Annotated in this window: 14 protein-coding genes and 1 tRNA gene; 8 read left to right on the top strand and 7 right to left on the bottom strand. The window is 74.9% G+C overall.

Annotated elements, in window-relative coordinates; translation table 11 throughout:
* The 3 genes from OP86_RS30480 to OP86_RS30470 all read left to right on the top strand — a co-directional run.
* On the top strand, nucleotides 1-1,933 hold a 1,933-nt coding region (locus tag OP86_RS30480; RefSeq protein ID WP_245231839.1), incomplete at its 5' end, for an NB-ARC domain-containing protein.
* Between the two features lie 103 nt (nucleotides 1,934-2,036).
* Nucleotides 2,037-2,540 (top strand): RipA family octameric membrane protein, encoded by a 504-nt coding sequence (locus OP86_RS30475; protein ID WP_030061335.1) that lies wholly within the window; start codon nucleotides 2,037-2,039, stop codon nucleotides 2,538-2,540.
* Nucleotides 2,537-2,836 (top strand): DUF7701 domain-containing protein, encoded by a 300-nt coding sequence (locus OP86_RS30470; RefSeq protein WP_030061337.1) that lies wholly within the window; start codon nucleotides 2,537-2,539, stop codon nucleotides 2,834-2,836. The genes OP86_RS30475 and OP86_RS30470 overlap by 4 nt, the downstream gene beginning before the upstream one ends.
* 261 nt (nucleotides 2,837-3,097) lie before the next feature.
* On the opposite strand, the gene OP86_RS30465 is transcribed toward OP86_RS30470, so the two are convergent.
* From OP86_RS30465 to OP86_RS30455, 3 genes are all read right to left on the bottom strand, one after another.
* Complete coding sequence (locus tag OP86_RS30465) at nucleotides 3,098-3,520, bottom strand: GlcG/HbpS family heme-binding protein (RefSeq protein ID WP_030061339.1); 423 nt, start codon at nucleotides 3,518-3,520, stop codon at nucleotides 3,098-3,100.
* Between the two features lie 37 nt (nucleotides 3,521-3,557).
* Nucleotides 3,558-4,754: an MFS transporter gene (locus OP86_RS30460; protein WP_030061340.1), complete on the bottom strand. Its 1,197-nt coding sequence runs from the start codon at nucleotides 4,752-4,754 to the stop codon at nucleotides 3,558-3,560.
* A gap of 268 nt (nucleotides 4,755-5,022) precedes the next feature.
* Nucleotides 5,023-5,490, bottom strand: coding sequence for a MarR family winged helix-turn-helix transcriptional regulator (locus OP86_RS30455; RefSeq protein ID WP_030061341.1), 468 nt, complete (start codon nucleotides 5,488-5,490; stop codon nucleotides 5,023-5,025).
* Nucleotides 5,491-5,723: 233 nt separating this feature from the next.
* Here OP86_RS30455 and OP86_RS30450 point away from each other — a divergent pair, with 233 nt between their 5' ends.
* Nucleotides 5,724-6,821 carry a baeRF3 domain-containing protein gene (locus tag OP86_RS30450; RefSeq protein WP_030061342.1) on the top strand — a complete coding sequence of 366 codons (1,098 nt, stop codon included), beginning with the start codon at nucleotides 5,724-5,726 and terminating at the stop codon, nucleotides 6,819-6,821.
* 87 nt (nucleotides 6,822-6,908) lie between these two features.
* Here OP86_RS30450 and OP86_RS30445 read toward each other — a convergent pair whose 3' ends face one another.
* Nucleotides 6,909-7,157, bottom strand: a complete 249-nt coding sequence (locus OP86_RS30445) for a hypothetical protein (RefSeq protein ID WP_030061343.1) — start codon at nucleotides 7,155-7,157, stop codon at nucleotides 6,909-6,911.
* Between the two features lie 430 nt (nucleotides 7,158-7,587).
* Between OP86_RS30445 and OP86_RS30440 the strand changes: the two genes are divergently transcribed.
* The 3 genes from OP86_RS30440 to OP86_RS30430 all read left to right on the top strand — a co-directional run bounded on the left by OP86_RS30440 (nucleotide 7,588) and on the right by OP86_RS30430 (nucleotide 9,905).
* Complete coding sequence (locus OP86_RS30440) at nucleotides 7,588-8,388, top strand: GNAT family N-acetyltransferase (RefSeq protein ID WP_030061345.1); 801 nt, start codon at nucleotides 7,588-7,590, stop codon at nucleotides 8,386-8,388.
* 43 nt (nucleotides 8,389-8,431) lie between these two features.
* Nucleotides 8,432-8,656 carry a translation initiation factor IF-1 gene (infA, locus tag OP86_RS30435; protein WP_033334069.1) on the top strand — a complete coding sequence of 75 codons (225 nt, stop codon included), beginning with the start codon at nucleotides 8,432-8,434 and terminating at the stop codon, nucleotides 8,654-8,656.
* A gap of 229 nt (nucleotides 8,657-8,885) precedes the next feature.
* On the top strand, nucleotides 8,886-9,905 hold the full coding sequence (locus OP86_RS30430) for a DUF4232 domain-containing protein (protein WP_078653679.1): 1,020 nt from the start codon (nucleotides 8,886-8,888) through the stop codon (nucleotides 9,903-9,905).
* A gap of 207 nt (nucleotides 9,906-10,112) precedes the next feature.
* Here OP86_RS30430 and OP86_RS30425 read toward each other — a convergent pair whose 3' ends face one another.
* On the bottom strand, nucleotides 10,113-11,171 hold the full coding sequence (locus OP86_RS30425) for an AraC-like ligand-binding domain-containing protein (RefSeq protein ID WP_051831025.1): 1,059 nt from the start codon (nucleotides 11,169-11,171) through the stop codon (nucleotides 10,113-10,115).
* Nucleotides 11,172-11,388: 217 nt separating this feature from the next.
* On the opposite strand from OP86_RS30425, the gene OP86_RS30420 reads away from it, so the two are divergent.
* Nucleotides 11,389-11,457 (top strand) — tRNA-Glu (locus OP86_RS30420).
* 401 nt (nucleotides 11,458-11,858) lie between these two features.
* Here OP86_RS30420 and ligA read toward each other — a convergent pair.
* Nucleotides 11,859-13,988, bottom strand: coding sequence for an NAD-dependent DNA ligase LigA (gene ligA / locus OP86_RS30415; RefSeq protein ID WP_425337770.1), 2,130 nt, complete (start codon nucleotides 13,986-13,988; stop codon nucleotides 11,859-11,861).
* A 153-nt stretch (nucleotides 13,989-14,141) separates the two neighbouring features.
* Entirely contained in the window at nucleotides 14,142-14,342 is a 201-nt protein-coding gene (locus OP86_RS30410; protein ID WP_030061356.1) for a hypothetical protein, read from the bottom strand.
* Between the last annotated feature and the right edge of the window lie 206 nt (nucleotides 14,343-14,548).

The raw sequence follows: 14,548 nt of genomic DNA, 5'->3' as shown, positions 1-14,548 counted from the left end.
CTCGTCGGCAGCGTCAGATGTGTATAAGAGACAGGCGCTCGACCGGGCCACCACCGGCCCCGGCGCCATCGCCGTGGTCACCGGCGGCGCCGGGGTCGGCAAGACCACCCTCGCCCAGTACTGGGCCCACCACCGCCACGCCGACTTCCCCGACGGCCGCCTGTTCGTCGACCTCTGCGGCCACAGCCCGCTGCCCGAACGCTCCACCCCCGCCGTCCTGCGCGAACTGCTCCTCGGCCTCGGCCTGCCCGCCGAGCAGATGCCCGCGACCCCCGAGGCCATGGCGGCCCGCTACCGCGAACTGACCGCCGACCGCAGGATGCTCATCGTCCTGGACAACGCCCGCCGCTCCGACCAGGTCCGCCCGCTGCTGCCCGACGGCGACGGCTGCGTCACCCTGGTCACCAGCCGCGACCGGCTCGGCGGCCTGGTCGCCTCCGACGCCGCCCGCCCCGTCCCGCTCACCCAACTCTCGCCCCCACAAGCCGTCACCCTGCTCGCCGCCACCCTCGGCGCCGACCTCGTCGCCGCCGAACCCGAAGCCGCCGCCCGCCTCGCCGGCCTGTGCGACGGCCTGCCGCTCGCCCTGCGCCTGGCCGCCGCCCGCCTCGCCACCGGACCCTCCCGCGACCTGGCCCTGCTCGCCGACGAACTGGCCGACGAACAGGGCCGGCTGGCAATCCTGGAGATGGAGGACACCAGCGTCGCCGCCGCCCTCGGCCTCACCGTCCAGCACCTGTCCGAACCGGCCCGCCGGATGTTCCACCGCCTCGGCGCGCACACCGGAACCACCCTCGACAGCCGCACCGCCGCAGCCCTCGCCGACTGCCGCCCCGCCGAAGCCTCCGAAGCACTCGGCCAACTCGCCACCGCCCACCTCATCGTCGAGATCGGCCGCGACGCCTACACCCTGCACGACCTGGTCCGCCTCTACGCCCGCAGCCTGCCCGGCGACACCGACACCGAGGTCCTGCCACGCCTGCTCGACCACCTGCTGAGCACCCTGATCGTCGCCTGCGACGCCGCCGAACCCGGCAGCGAACCGTGCTGCGCCCTGCCGCCCGGCACCCGGCGCCCCGCCGACGTGCGCCCCTTCCCGGACCGGGAGAGCGCGCTCGCCTGGTACGCCGCCGAGCGGGACACCCTGCGCGGCGCGGTCGAGGCGGCCGTCGCCGCGGGCCTGCACGACCGGGCCTGGCGCCTGGTCCTGCTGCAGTGGCCGCTGATCGTCTGGCAGGTCCGGGACGGCTGGGCGCCGCTGCTCGAACACGGCCTGGCCGCCGCCGAGGCCGACCGGGACCCGGGCGCCCAGTCCCGCGCCAGGGCGCTGCTGGGGTGGGTCCTGCTGGAGGAGGGCCGCCACGAGCAGGCCCTGGTGCACCTGGAGCGGGCCCCCGACCTCGCCGCCCTGGCCGGGGACGGCACCGCGCAGGCCGTCGCCCTGATGAACCTGGCCGTCGCGCTCGGCCGGTACGGCCGCAACGCCCGGGTGCGCGGCCTGCTGGCCCGGGCCCTCGCCCTGTCCGAGCGGGCCGAGCGCGCCGACCTCGTCGCCCTCGCCCGCCAGCACCTGGCCCACGCGTGCCTGCAGGCCGGCGCCCCCGAGGAGGCCGCCCACCATGCCGCCCGCGGCCTGGCCCTCGCCGAGCACTCCTTCCCCGCCGCCCGCCGCATCCTGCTGCAGACCCTCTACGGCCGCGCCCTCGCCGCCACCGGCCACCGCGAGGAGGCCGCGCTCCACCTCGACGCCGCCCTGCGGGCAGCCCGCGCCCACCGGTTCGCCGAGGGGGAGTCGGACGCCCTCACGGCCCTGCACGCCCTGCCACCCGCCACGGCGACGGCCACCGCCACCGCCACCGCGACTGCCACCGCCACCGCGACTGCCACCGCCACAGCGACCGCCGCCGCGACGGCTTCCCCGGGCCGCCGGTAGAACCCTCCCGCACAGGGAAGGTGACGTCGCGTCAGTGTCGGCGGGGGCGGCACCGTACCCGAACGGTTCGTCCCCGCCGTCCCGCCCGCCCGAGGGAGTCGCGATGGCCACGCAGCCGGAACCGAACCGTTCACCGGACCCGAACCGCTCAAGCGAACTGCTGGAGCTCTACAAGCTCGCCGTGGAGATGGCCGACCGGGTCTCGGCCCGCCGGGGCACCGCCAACACCTACTTCCTGTCCGTCCAGACCGCCCTGGTCACCCTCATCGGATTCGGCATACCCAAGCTCTCCGAGTCCCCGTGGTGGGTGCCGACGGCCGTCGCGCTGGCCGGCCTCACCCTCTCCGGCGCCTGGTGGATGCAACTGCGCAGCTACCGGGACCTCAACGCCGCCAAGTTCACGGTCATCAACGGCCTGGAGGAGCAGCTGGCGGCGCGGATCTACACCGACGAGTGGGACACCCTCAGAAACGCCTCCCGCAGCGGCCGGTGGCGAAAGCACTACACCGAGCTCGGCACCACCGAGCGGGCCGTGCCGATCGTCTTCGCGGCGGCCCACGTGATCCTGCTCACCGGCAGCCTGGTCACCGGCACACTGGCCCCATGAGCCATCTCGATCCCATCGCCGACCTCATCCGCTCCTGCCTGCCCTCGGAGGCGAGACCTCCCGCGGGCTCCGAGGACCTCTTCCGGATCTACGCCGTCCTGCTCCAGGCCAAGGGCGAGCAGGTCACCGACGAGGACGTCCACAACGCCTGGACCGCCTGGACCCAGTCCACCGACGACAGCCACCGGGCCCTGGTGCCCTTCGCCGAACTCGATGCCCCCACCCGCGCCCTGGACGCCCCCTACACCCTCGCCATCCGCACCGCCGCCCGCCGTCTCCACCACCACGCGCGCTGACGACGACAACGGGCCCGCGGCCGGGGGAGCACCACCACCGCGGGCCCCGTCCCACCGCGGGCCCGGGGCCGCCCGGGCCTTCGCCCGCTCGCCCGCGCCCTCGGACCAAAGCCCGTTGCCCCGCCGCGGACCGCGCACGCGGTGCGCGCAGCCGGGCGGGGACAGCGAGAGCGCGGGCGACCAGCCGGGCGTCCGCCACCGTTCGGGCGAGCGTCATCGGCTCGTCCGCCCGGTGTGGGCGAGGCGTCGGCGGTCGGGGTGTCAGCCGAGCTGCGCCAGGGCGGCGGTGGCGAAGGAGTGGTCCTGCTCGGGGGCGCCGCCGCCGATGCCGAGGGCGCCGATCAGGCGGCCGTCGCGGTGGACGGGGATGCCGCCGGCGATGAACAGCAGGGGGCGGTCGAGGGCGGTGGGCAGGGAGTGGAACGGGCCGTCCGGCTTGACCAGGTCGACCAGGTCGGCGGTCGGGGCGTCCAGCTGGAGGGCGGTGTAGGCCTTGCGGGTGCTGGTCTCGCCGGAGATCAGGACGGCGCGGTCGTCGCGGCGGAAGGCGAGCAGGTGCCCGCCGGCGTCCAGGACGGTGACGCTGACCGCGACCCCGGCCGCCTCGGCGGCGGCGCGGGCGGCCGTGACCAGGGTCTCGGCGTCGGCGGTGGTCAGCGGGGCGACGGCGGTGGTGGTGCTCATGGCTGTGCTTCTCCAGGGGGTGAGGGGGCGGGGGCGGTCAGTGGTGGGCGGGCACGGGCGCGGCGGCCGCGGGGGCGGCCGTACGCGCGGGGGTACGGCGCTCCAGGGCGGCGGACCAGAGGGCGAGGGCGAGGGCGGCGGCGGCGAGGGCGGCGCCGACCCAGTTCGGGGCGGTGTAGCCGAGGCCGGCGGAGATGACGGTCCCGCCGAGCCAGGCGGCCAGCGCGTTGCCGAGGTTGAACGCCCCGATGTTGACGGCCGAGGCCAGGGTGGGGGCGCCGTGGGCCTGGTCCAGCACCCGCTTCTGCAGCGGGGGGACGGTGGCGAAGCCGAGGGCGCCGACGAGCAGGATGGTGACGGCGGCGAGGACCTTGTCGTGGGCGGTGAGGGTGAACAGCGCCAGGACGACGGCCAGTCCGCCGAGGGAGGCGTACAGCATCGGCATCAGCCTGCGGTCGGCGAAGCGGCCGCCGAGCAGGTTGCCGAGGAACATGCCGACGCCGAACAGCACCAGCAGCCAGGTGACGGCGCCGTCGGAGTAGCCGGCGACGTGGGTCATCATCGGGGCGATGTAGGTGATCGCGGCGAAGACGCCGCCGAAGCCGAGCACGGTCATCGCCATCGCGAGCAGGACCTGCGGGTTGCGGAAGGCGGTCAGCTCCCGGCGCAGGTGGGCGCCTTCGGGGCGTGGCAGGTCGGGCACCAGCCTGGCGATGCCGAGCAGGCCGAGCAGGCCGAGCGAGGCGACGAGGACGAAGGTGGTGCGCCAGCCGACGGCCTGGCCGATGAAGGTGCCCAGCGGCACGCCGACGATGTTGGCGACGGTCAGCCCGGTGAACATGGTGGCGATGGCGCCGGCCTTCTTCTCGGGGGCGACGAGGTCGGCGGCGACGACGGAGCCGATGCCGAAGAACGCACCGTGGGCCAGCGAGGCCACGATGCGGCCGGCCAGCATCAGCGGGAGGTTCGGCGCGACGGCGGAGAGCAGGTTGCCGAGCGTGAACAGGCCCATCAGCAGCATCAGCATCGTCTTGCGGCCGATCCTGGTGCCGAGGGCGGTCATCAGCGGTGCGCCGAGGACGACGCCGAGCGCGTAGCCGGTGACCAGCAGGCCCGCGTGGGGGATGGAGACGCCGTAGTCGTCGGCGATCCGGGGCAGCAGGCCCATGATCACGAACTCGGTGGTCCCGATCCCGAATGCGCCGATGGCCAGGGCGAGGAGAGCGAGAGGCATGGGGCCCGACCCTTCTGTGATTGCTTGAGTGAGCGCCTTGCGTGCTCAAACAATAGTTGCACACGCGCGATAAGTGCAAGCGCAGGTAGGGGGCATGCGCCGGGCAGGGTCGGGTCGGCGGGGGCGTGCGCCGCCCCGGCCAGGGGCAGTCGCCGGGAAACGCGACCGGGCCCGACGCGTCCGTGCCGCGGGGGCGGCGGACGGCGTCGGGCCCGGTCGGGGGAGAGGGCGGTAGGTGAGGGAGGGGCTGGGGTCGCCGGGGCCGGGGTCAGTGGCGGGGCGAGGAGGCGTCCACGGCCTCGACCGCCCGGACCAGCGGGACCAGTTCCGGGTTCCCGGCGGCCTCGTCGAGCGCCTCCCGCAGGGCCTTGTCGTTGGTCGGCCGGGCCTGCGCCAGGAGCTCCAGGCCGGCCTCGCTCACGTCGGTGTAGATGCCGCGGCGGTCGGTCGGGCACAGGTAGCGCGCCAGCAGTCCGCGGTCCTCCAGGCGGGTGACCAGACGGGTCGTGGCGCTCTGGCTGAGCACGACCGCGTCGGCGACCTGCTTCATCTGCAGGTGCCCGCCCTCCCCGTCGTGCTGGCGGCTGAGCACGTCCAGCAGCGAGTACTCCCGCACGCTCAGGTCGTGCCCGGACTGCAGGGCGCGCTCGATGTGCGACTCGATCCTGCCGTGCAGGAGGGACAGGGCGCCCCAGCCGCTGGCGAGGGCGGTGAGCGCAGGGTCCGTGGCGGTCATGGGCCCGCCTCCTTCCCGAGGGGTTGCGCTACCAGGATAAGCCATGGAGTGAAATACCAGCGTGAGCGCATAAAGCGCTCATACAACTAACTTCTCGCGCGGCTGGGCGCAGCTGAACCCAGACAGCGCCGTACAAGCCGCAGATCGGTACATTGAGGTCAATTCGGGAGCAGCACGCCAGGCTTCGCGCGTCCACGCACAGAAGGCCGAACCCGCCTTCGGAAAGGCTCTCCATGCACCCCGCCCTCAGCCCCGCCGTCCTCGCCGAGCTGCGCCGGCCCCGGCCCTACCCGGCCGTGTCGATCCTGATGCCCACCCACCGCCGGGAGCCGGACGACGCACAGGACCCGGTCCGGCTGCGCAACCTGCTGGCGGAGGCGAAGGAGAAGGTCCAGTCCGACCCCGAGGTCTCCCGCGCCGACCGGATCGACGTCCTGGGCCAGCTCGACCGGGCCCTGGCCGAGGTCGACCTGGTGCACGCCGAGGACGGCCTGGCGATCCTCGCCGCGCCCGGTGAGCACCAGGTCTGGTCACTCGGGCGCACCGCCCCCGCCCGGGTGGTGCTGTCCGACACCTTCCTCACCCGCAACCTGGTCGCCGCACACGCCGCCGAGCGCCCGCACTGGGTGGTCGCGATCGCCGCCGACCGGGTGGCGGTGTGGGGCGGCACCGAGGAGCGGGTCGCCGAGCAGACCGGCAACGGCTTCCCGCTGGTGCGCGTCCACGAGAACCCCGACCCCGAGCGGCAGGAGCGCATCGGCGACACGCCCAGCACCTTCCGCGACGAGGAGACCAAGACCTTCCTGCGCCAGGCCGAGACCGAGCTCGGCAAACTGCTCGCCGACGACCCCCGCCCGCTGTACGTGGTCGGCGAGGCCGCGGCCCTCGCCCTGCTGGACGCCGCCGGCCCGATCGCCAGGGAGGCCACCGCACAGATCTCGCACGGCGGCCTCGCCCAGGCCGACGCCGAGACCGTCCGCAAGGTGGTCGAGCCCGCCGTGCGCGCCCACGCCGAACGCGAGGTCGCCGACGCGCTCGCCCTGCTCGACAAGGCCCGCGGCGGCAAGGCGTACGCCGCCGGCCTGGACGAGGTCTGGCAGGCCGCCGGCGAGGGCCGGGTCGACCGGCTGCTGGTCGAGGAGAACTACCGCGCCACCGTCCGCGACGAGGGCGAGCACCTCGTCCCCGACGAGGCCGGCCGGCCCGGGGTCCGCGAGGACATCGTCGACGAGGTGATCGAACGCGCCCTCGACACCGGCGCCCGGATCGCCTTCGTCCCCGACGGCACCCTCGCCGACAGCGGCCGGATCGCCGCCGCCCTGCGCTACTGACCCACCGTCACGCCCTGCCCCGTTCCGTCCCGCTCCGTCCCGGGGCCGCCCGCCGCAGCCACCCCCCGAACCGCGCCCCCGTCGCCCCTACGGCGTCGCGCCGTCGCCGGGGGAGGCCGGTTCCAGGGCCACGTCGAGCACGTCGACCATCCTGCGCAGCTTCTGCTGCACGCGGACGGCCTCGGGCCGCGGGACGCGGACGACGGCCCTGGCCGAGGCCGGCGCCGCGGTGCTGAAGGCGAGGTCCAGCACCCGGTGGTTGTTGAGGGTGGAGGCGAGGCGGGCGAGCGTCCCGGTGGTGGGGCGCAGGGTGACGGTGAGCCGGGTGTGTTCCATGCGGCGGTCCTGTCTGGGGGTGGGACTGGCGGGCCGGGAAAGCAGAAAGACCCCTCGCGGAGTGCGAGAGGTCTGCGTGCGGGCGGTGGGCCGGGGAGGGTCACTCCTCCCGGCGCGGTGCCGGCACGCTGCCGCTGGTAATCAGCTGCTGCTGCATGCCCCGCATGCTGGCAGAAACCCGCCGGAATGGGACGGCACGTCTCACCCCTCGGACGACCCGGGGCCCGTCCGGACCGCCGGGCCCGTTAAACCGGTTGGGCCCGCGCACCGGCGCCTGCTACGGTCTGCGCAGCCGTGAAGACAACGCGAGGAGGTGAGACCCATGAAGGCGGTATTCGTGTGGGTGCTCCCCCTCTCTGTCACGGTGGGCGGTTGACGTAGACGTCGCCCGGGAGCGCCTCAGAGCAGGCACTCCCGAAAGGCAACGCCCATGAACCCTGTGCATTCCTCCGTCCCGGGCACGGACGGCCACCCGCTCGTGGTCACCCGGCTCTCGGACACCCAGTGGCACGCCGTGGAGGACGACCGCGTGGTCGGCCACGGCGACGCCGCACGCCGGCCCGACGGGCGGCTGTTCGTCAGCGTCGACGCGTGGCACGGCGCGGTCTTCGACCACATCGCCGCGGCGATGGCGGCCGACCTGCCGGCCCCGCTGCACGCCGTCACCGACGAGGCCGACCACGAGACGACGACCGCCTGGCAGCGGGCCGGCTTCACACCCGTACGCCGCGAGTGGGGCCACCTCGTGCCCACCGACCCGCAGGTCACCGGCCTCGGCACGGTACGGCCCCCGGCGGGCGTGACCATCGTGCCCGCCGGCGAGGTCGAGGAGGGCCCGCTGCGCGCCCTGGACGCCGTCATCAGTGCCGAGGTCGAGGCCGGCATCGGCTGGCCGGCCATGCCGGCCCAGGTGCTGCCCCGCCCGGCCTGCAGCACCGTGCTCGACCCCTCGAAGTACGCGGTGGCGCGCCAGGACGGCCGGTACGTCGGCCTGCTCCGGATCGCGCCACTGCTCCGCCAACCCCGGATCGGGCTGCTCGCCGTCCGGGCCGACCACCAGCGCCGCGGCATCGCCAGGGCCCTGCTGGCCCACGCGCTGGGCACGCTGCACCGCAACGGCACCGCCACGGCCTGGGCCGAGGTGGCGGAGTCCAACACGGCCGCCACCGCCCTCTTCGAGGGCATCGGCGCCCGCCGCGCGGGCGCCACCCTGGAGCTCGTCCGCCACTGACACACCGCACCACCCCGCTACGCCCCGCTACGAAAGAAGAGACATGGCCAAGACAGCAGACGGCATCGAAGTCGAAGGCACCGTCACCGAGTGCCTGCGCAACGCCACCTTCCGGGTGGAACTCCCCAACGGGCACATCGTGCTCGCCCACATCAGCGGCAAGGTCCGCAAGAACCACATCAAGATCCTCCCGCACGACCGCGTCCTCGTGGAGCTCAGCCCCTACGACCTCACCCGCGGCCGGATCCGCTACCGCTACCGCTCCTAGCGGCCCGCGCCGCGGCGGCAGGCGCCGACACCGGCGCCTGCCGCGGCCGCCCCCGGTCAGCGCCGGGCGTACCCGGGGAGGAGCAGCCTGAAGGACCTGCTCGCCGCCCTGCAGGGCAAGATCGACGCCCGCGCCTGACCTCCCGCGGGCCGGGACCATTGCAGAGCTGTTGCAGGGGGAGTGGCCCGGCTCACAGCCGTTCGGGTGCGGAGCGTGATCGACTCGGCCGATGCGCCAGTTCGAAAAGCCCACCAGAACGCTGACGGCCCGTCGGCCCGCCACGGCCGGCACGCCCGTCGCGGTCGCGGCCGTCGCCGCGGCCGTCCTGCTCACCGGCTGCGGCTCCCAGGCGACCGGTGCGACCGGTGCGACCGGTGCGACCGGTGCGACCGGTGCGACCGGTGCGACCGGTGCGACCGGTGCGGCCGGCGCCCCGCCGGCGTCCGGCAGCACCGGGCCGTGCGGGGCGCCGCAACCGGCCGGGCCCGCCCAGGACGGCGTGCGGATCACCGCCGTCGGCCCGGCCTGCGCGGAGTACGAGGTGACCAACCCGGCCACCGAACCGTCCGACGTCACGGTGGTGTTCGGCCAGGCCACGGGCCGGCCGGGCGGACCGGACAACGTGTCGCGGACCGTCACGGCCCTCGCCCCCGGAACCACCGAGAAGGGACGGCTCGACCTGTCCGGGCCCGGGCCGGCCAAGCCGGGCACCGTACCGCAGGTGAAGATCGTCAAGGTCCGCAGCGTGCCCAGCGCCGAAGCCCCGCAGCCCGGCGGCCCCTGCCCGGCCTCCGGCCTGCGGCTGTCCGCGGACGAGGGCGACGCCGCGATGGGCCTGCGCGTGGTCGGCCTGCACCTGCGCAACTGCGGCACCACCACGGTGACCCTCGACGGCTACCCGACCCTCCAGCTCCTCGACCAGGAGCACCGGCCGATCGACGGGGTACGGCTGCTGTCCGGCGGCGCCCAGATCGCCACCGGCACCGGCGCGGACAACCCGCCGCAGGAGATCGCGCTGCGCCCGGGCGAGGGCGCCCGCACCACCCTGGTGTGGCGCAACACCACCGAGGACGGCACCCCGGTGAGCGCCCCCTACGTCCGGGTCCGCGCCACCCCCGGCGCGGCCCCCGTGATGGTCACCCCGGAACTCGACCTGGGCACCACCGGCCGGCTCGGCATCGGCGCCTGGGCCAGGGAGGACGCCGGAGCGCAGCCCCCCGCGACCAGGCCGCCGGCCACCGGCGGCTGATCCCGCGGCCCCGCATCCGGGCCCGTACGACCGGCACAGGTACGACCGGCACTGGTAAGACCGGCGGTCCGGCACGCTCCCCCGTGGCGTGCCGGGCCGCCGCCCCGTCCCCCGTGGACGATGCCAGGCCGCGGCCCGGCCGTGTTGGCACTGCGTCGACAGCCTGTTGGCAATGCGTCCACTGACCGCGGCTTCACCCGCGCGCGGCTACCCGTTCGTGCACGGCTGCTCGTCCGTGTGTTCGGACAGCGCCCGGTGGCGGTGCTCGCTGGGCGAGAGCCCGTACGCGGCGCGGAAGGCGCGGCTGAAGTCGGAGGGGCGGGGGATGCCGCAGCGGGCGGCGAGCGCGTGGACGGGCACGGTGCGCAGCGCGGGGTCGGCCAGGTCGCGGCGGGCCTTCTCCAGCCGCCGGCGGCGGATCCAGGCGGCGACGGTCTCGCCCTGGGACTGCTGGGTGAAGAGGCGGTGCAGGTAGCTGACGGAGACGTGGTGGGCGGCGGCGATCACGGTCGGCGTCAGTTCGGGGTCGTGCAGGTTGCGCCGGATGAACGTCCGCACGTTCTCCACCAGGGCGCGCCGGCGGGCGTCGTCCGGCACCTCGGCCTCGGCGTCCAGCTCCCGGGCCAGCCAGGCGGCCACCAGGTCGACCACGACCGTCCCCAGGCGGGGCGCCTCGGCCGGTCCGAGGAGGGCGGCCTGCCGGTCCAGGCCGAGGAGGAAGTCCGCGAGCAGGGCGCTGGTGCCCTCCCGGCCGGAGATGCCCCGGCCCAGCACGTGGCGCAGCCGGTCCGGCGGCAGCGGCAGCAGGGAGGTGGGGAAGTCGACGCCGACGGCCTCGATCCGCCGTTCCGGCCGGTCGGCGGCGCGGGCGGCGAAGGCCCGCAGGTCGAACGGGTCCGAGCTGTCGATCATGTGCAGGTCGCCCGGCGCGAAGGTCTCCGTGCGGCTCCCGGCGCCGTGGGTCAGCGTCAGGCCTCCGTCGAGCAGCAGCGTCAGGTGGTACACCTCCGGGTCCGAGCGCCGCACCATGACCGGGGTGCGCCAGAACCGCGCGGACGGGAACGAGGTCCGCAGGAGGGTCACCGGCCCCAGCTCCAGGCGCCGCATCTCCGCCTCGAAGCGCTCGGCGTGGGGGCTGGCCACCTCGCTGGCCCGGGTCCGCCCGATCAGCTCCCGCCAGCAGTCGAACCGTTCCTTCGCGGGCACGCCCTCGGCCCGGAACACGCTGCCCGCCCCGGCGGTCGCTCTCCCCGCTTCGTCCTGCACGATTCCTCTCCCTGCCGGCCGGCGCGGCCTGCCGCCCGACACCGTCGGGCCCTGTGACGACTCGCCAGAGCGTAAGGGGGCGGTGCCTGGGCGGCGCCCACCAGGACGGCGGCCGGGAGCGGGCCGACCACCGATTTCCTTCTTCCGATCATGGACTGGTACGTTCTTCCTGTCGGCGGGACAAGATCGCGAAAGCGGTCGGGCCCTGCCGGAGCAGGCGTCGGTGGTGCAGCGGTAGCACGCCCACTTTCAGTGGGAGGGGTTCGTTCGATTCGGGCCCGGCGCTCCGAATCGTAGGGGCGGAAGTCGTTCTCGACTTCCGCCCCTACGGCGTTCCGCGATCACGCGCCGCTCGGTGAAGGTGCGCCGCTCGGCTCCCGTGCCCCGGGTGTCCACCGCCAGGTAGGTCTCCAGGCACCGGGCCTGCGCCGTCAGCCCCTGCGCCAGGGTCCGCGCCCGCAGCCGGGCCCTGAGCACCACGGCGACCAGGACCGCCACCCCCGCGGCCGATCCGACGAAGCCGAGCACCGACCAGACGACGTTGCCATCCGACATGTGTCCACCCCCCCGTGGAACTGCTTGTCGTACGATGAACCGTCGCCTGGGAGACGGTGATCGGCTCACCGCGGTTCCGCCGCCCCGGCCCGGCCGACACGGTGTCGGCCGGGCGTCGGCCGGGCCCGGCCGTCAGCCCTGGGGCAGGTGGTCGGCGACGAGGACGGCGAACTCGTCGGGGGTGACGATCCGGATGCCGAGCTCCTCGGCCTTGGCCCGCTTGGAGCCGGCCTTCTCGCCGGCGACGAGCAGGGTGGTGCGCTTGGAGACGGACGAGGACGCCTTGCCGCCGGCGCGCTCCACGAGTTCGTTCATCTCGTTGCGGGAGAGCGCGGTGAGCGGGCCGGTCATGCTGCCGGTGACGACGACGGCCTCGCCCGCGAGCGGCCCGCCCGCGACGGGAGCTGCCTCCGCCTCCGCTTCCGGGCCCTCGCCGGCCCCGGCGTCCGCCGTGACGCGGGCCTGGGGCGCAGTGACGGCGGTGCCCACGCCCCGGGCCGCGAGCCGGTCCAACAGCGGTGCGAGGTCGGCGAGTTCGGCGACGATCACCCGGGCCTTCTCCGCGCCGATCCCGTCCACCGCGGCCAGCGTCTCGGCGTCGGCGGCGCGGATCGCGGCCATGGAGCCGAAGTGGGCGGCGATGCGGCGGGACATGGTGCGCCCGGTGCCGCGCACGCCGAGCGCGCAGAAGACCCGGTTGAGCGGGCGGCTGCGGGCGGTCTCGATCGCGGCGAGCAGGTTGTCGGTGCTGGTGTCGCCCATCCGCTCCAGGCCGAGGAGCTGCTCGCGGGTGAGCGAGAACAGGTCGGCGACGTCGGTGACCAGGCCGGACTCGACGAGCTGGACGGCGCGGGTGCCGCCCAGGCCCTCGATGTCGAGCTGGTCGCGGCCGGCCGCGTAGACCACCGACGCGACGGCCTGGCAGTTGCGCCCGCGGGCGCAGCGCCAGCGCTGCTCGGTGGTGTCGATGGCGTCGCCGCAGCGGGGGCAGGACTCGGGGAAGGCGATGGGGCGTTCGTCGCCGGTGCGCTCGTCGACGAGCGGGGCCTCGACGCGCGGGATGACGTCGCCGGCGCGGTAGACGAACACCCGGTCGCCGAGCATCAGGCCGCGCCGGGTGATGTCGGCGGGGTTGTGGAGGGTGGCGTAGGTGACGGTGACGCCGTCGATGACGACGGGTTCGAGGACCGCGCGCGGGGCGATGATGCCGGTGCGCCCGACGTTCCACTCGACGTCGAGCAGCCGGGTGACCTTGTGCTCGGCGGCGAGCTTGCGGGCGACGGCCCAGCGCGGCGCGCGCGAGCCGGAGCCGGCGTCGCGCTGGTCGGCGGCGGCGTCCGCCTTGACCACGACGCCGTCGATGCCGAACGGCAGGTCGGAGCGCAGCGCGGCGATCTCCTCGATGCGCTGCTGGGCCTCCTCCAGCGTGGCGCAGCGCCGCGGGTGGGCGGCGGTGGCGGCGGCGGTGTTGGCCCCGAGCGCGGCCAGGCGCTCCAGGAGGGCGCTGTGGGCGAGGTCGCCGTCGAGGCCCACGGCCGTGTCGGCGCCCACGGCGGTGTCTCGGCCCGCGGCGCTTTCGAGGCCCACGGCGGCGTAGGCGAAGAAGGTCAGCTCGACGCGGTACGGGCGGTCCTTGGCGCGCAGGGTGCCGGCGGCGCCGTTGCGCGGGTTGGCGAAGGGGACGGCGCCGTGGGCGGTGCGCACCTCGTTGGCGTGCTCGAACTGCTCGCGGGTGAGCAGGACTTCGCCGCGCAGCTCGACGTCGACGGGCTCGGCGAGCGCGGCGGGCAGGCCCAGCACGGTGTCGGCGGCGTGGCTGATGTCCTCGCCGGCGAGGCCGTCGCCGCGGGTGATCAGCTGGTGGAGGCGCCCGGCGCGGTAGCGGGCGGCGACCGCCAGGCCGTCGAGCTTGGGCTCCACGCACCAGGCGGCCACCGGGCGGCCCAGGCGGCGCTCCAGCCCGGCCGCCCAGTCCGTGAGCTCCTCGGCCGAGAAGACGTTGTCCAGCGACAGCATCGGCACGCTGTGCGGAACGTCGCCCTCGACCGCGCCGCCGGCGACCTTCCCGGTGGGGGAGTCCGGCAGCGCCTCGTCCGGGTGCGCCTCCTCGTAGGCCGCGATGGTGCGCAGCAGGGCGTCGTACTCGTCGTCGCCGAGCGGGGTGGCGCCGTCGGTGTAGTAGGCGGCGGCGGCCCGGACGGCGGCGGTGACGGCGTCGGCGTAGTCGCCGGGGGTGAGCAGAGCGGCGTCGTTCATGGGCATCATCATCGCCACCCGCACTGACAATCGACCGCGGCACGGGTGGCCGATCCCGGCACCCCCGGCACCCCCGTCACCCCTGGCGCCCCGGCGCGGGTGGCCGGGGTCCTGCCCGGGGGCCCGGCGGGTGGGCCGGGCCCTGCGGGGGTGGTGGGTTCAGGGGAGGTAGCGCTCCAGGGCGGCGGCGCCCTTCTGCTCGATCTGCTGCCTCGCCCAGGCGACACGCTCGGGGGTGACGTCGCGGCCCGACGCCATCACGAGGTCCTCGGGGTCGAAGGGGCGCTCCGATCCGGTGTAGAGCTGTCGCCGGACGTCGGAAGCCGACTCCGGAACGTCTCCGTTCAACGATTGCTGCATGTCCATCACCTCATCGCCTGGTGGCCCGCTCGCACGGTCCTTCGATGGTCTGCCGGAAGCGAGAGTACGGCGGGTGGAGCACGACAAAACTACTCCATTCGGGTTAATCCACCACCCTGCCCGCCCCCACATCGCCCCTGTACCTGTCTCTTATACACATCTCCGAGCCCACGAGACAGGCAGAAATCTCGTATGCCGTCTTCTGC

The sequence above is a fragment of the Streptomyces novaecaesareae genome (assembly GCF_000716875.1).
Lineage (GTDB): Bacteria > Actinomycetota > Actinomycetes > Streptomycetales > Streptomycetaceae > Kitasatospora > Kitasatospora novaecaesareae.
This window is presented reverse-complemented; position numbering and strand designations above follow the sequence as displayed.

What these genes read in the sequence shown, in the direction of transcription:
- OP86_RS30455 (WP_030061341.1), bottom strand. Translation starts at nt 5,490, where the DNA reads ATGACCGCCACGGACCCTGCGCTCACCGCCCTCGCCAGCGGCTGGGGC.
- infA (WP_033334069.1), top strand. Translation starts at nt 8,432, where the DNA reads ATGGCCAAGACAGCAGACGGCATCGAAGTCGAAGGCACCGTCACCGAG.
- OP86_RS30445 (WP_030061343.1), bottom strand. Translation starts at nt 7,157, where the DNA reads ATGGAACACACCCGGCTCACCGTCACCCTGCGCCCCACCACCGGGACG.
- OP86_RS30430 (WP_078653679.1), top strand. Translation starts at nt 8,886, where the DNA reads ATGCGCCAGTTCGAAAAGCCCACCAGAACGCTGACGGCCCGTCGGCCC.
- OP86_RS30440 (WP_030061345.1), top strand. Translation starts at nt 7,588, where the DNA reads ATGAACCCTGTGCATTCCTCCGTCCCGGGCACGGACGGCCACCCGCTC.
- OP86_RS30450 (WP_030061342.1), top strand. Translation starts at nt 5,724, where the DNA reads ATGCACCCCGCCCTCAGCCCCGCCGTCCTCGCCGAGCTGCGCCGGCCC.
- OP86_RS30465 (WP_030061339.1), bottom strand. Translation starts at nt 3,520, where the DNA reads ATGAGCACCACCACCGCCGTCGCCCCGCTGACCACCGCCGACGCCGAG.
- OP86_RS30460 (WP_030061340.1), bottom strand. Translation starts at nt 4,754, where the DNA reads ATGCCTCTCGCTCTCCTCGCCCTGGCCATCGGCGCATTCGGGATCGGG.
- OP86_RS30475 (WP_030061335.1), top strand. Translation starts at nt 2,037, where the DNA reads ATGGCCACGCAGCCGGAACCGAACCGTTCACCGGACCCGAACCGCTCA.
- OP86_RS30470 (WP_030061337.1), top strand. Translation starts at nt 2,537, where the DNA reads ATGAGCCATCTCGATCCCATCGCCGACCTCATCCGCTCCTGCCTGCCC.
- ligA (WP_425337770.1), bottom strand. Translation starts at nt 13,988, where the DNA reads ATGCCCATGAACGACGCCGCTCTGCTCACCCCCGGCGACTACGCCGAC.
- OP86_RS30410 (WP_030061356.1), bottom strand. Translation starts at nt 14,342, where the DNA reads ATGCAGCAATCGTTGAACGGAGACGTTCCGGAGTCGGCTTCCGACGTC.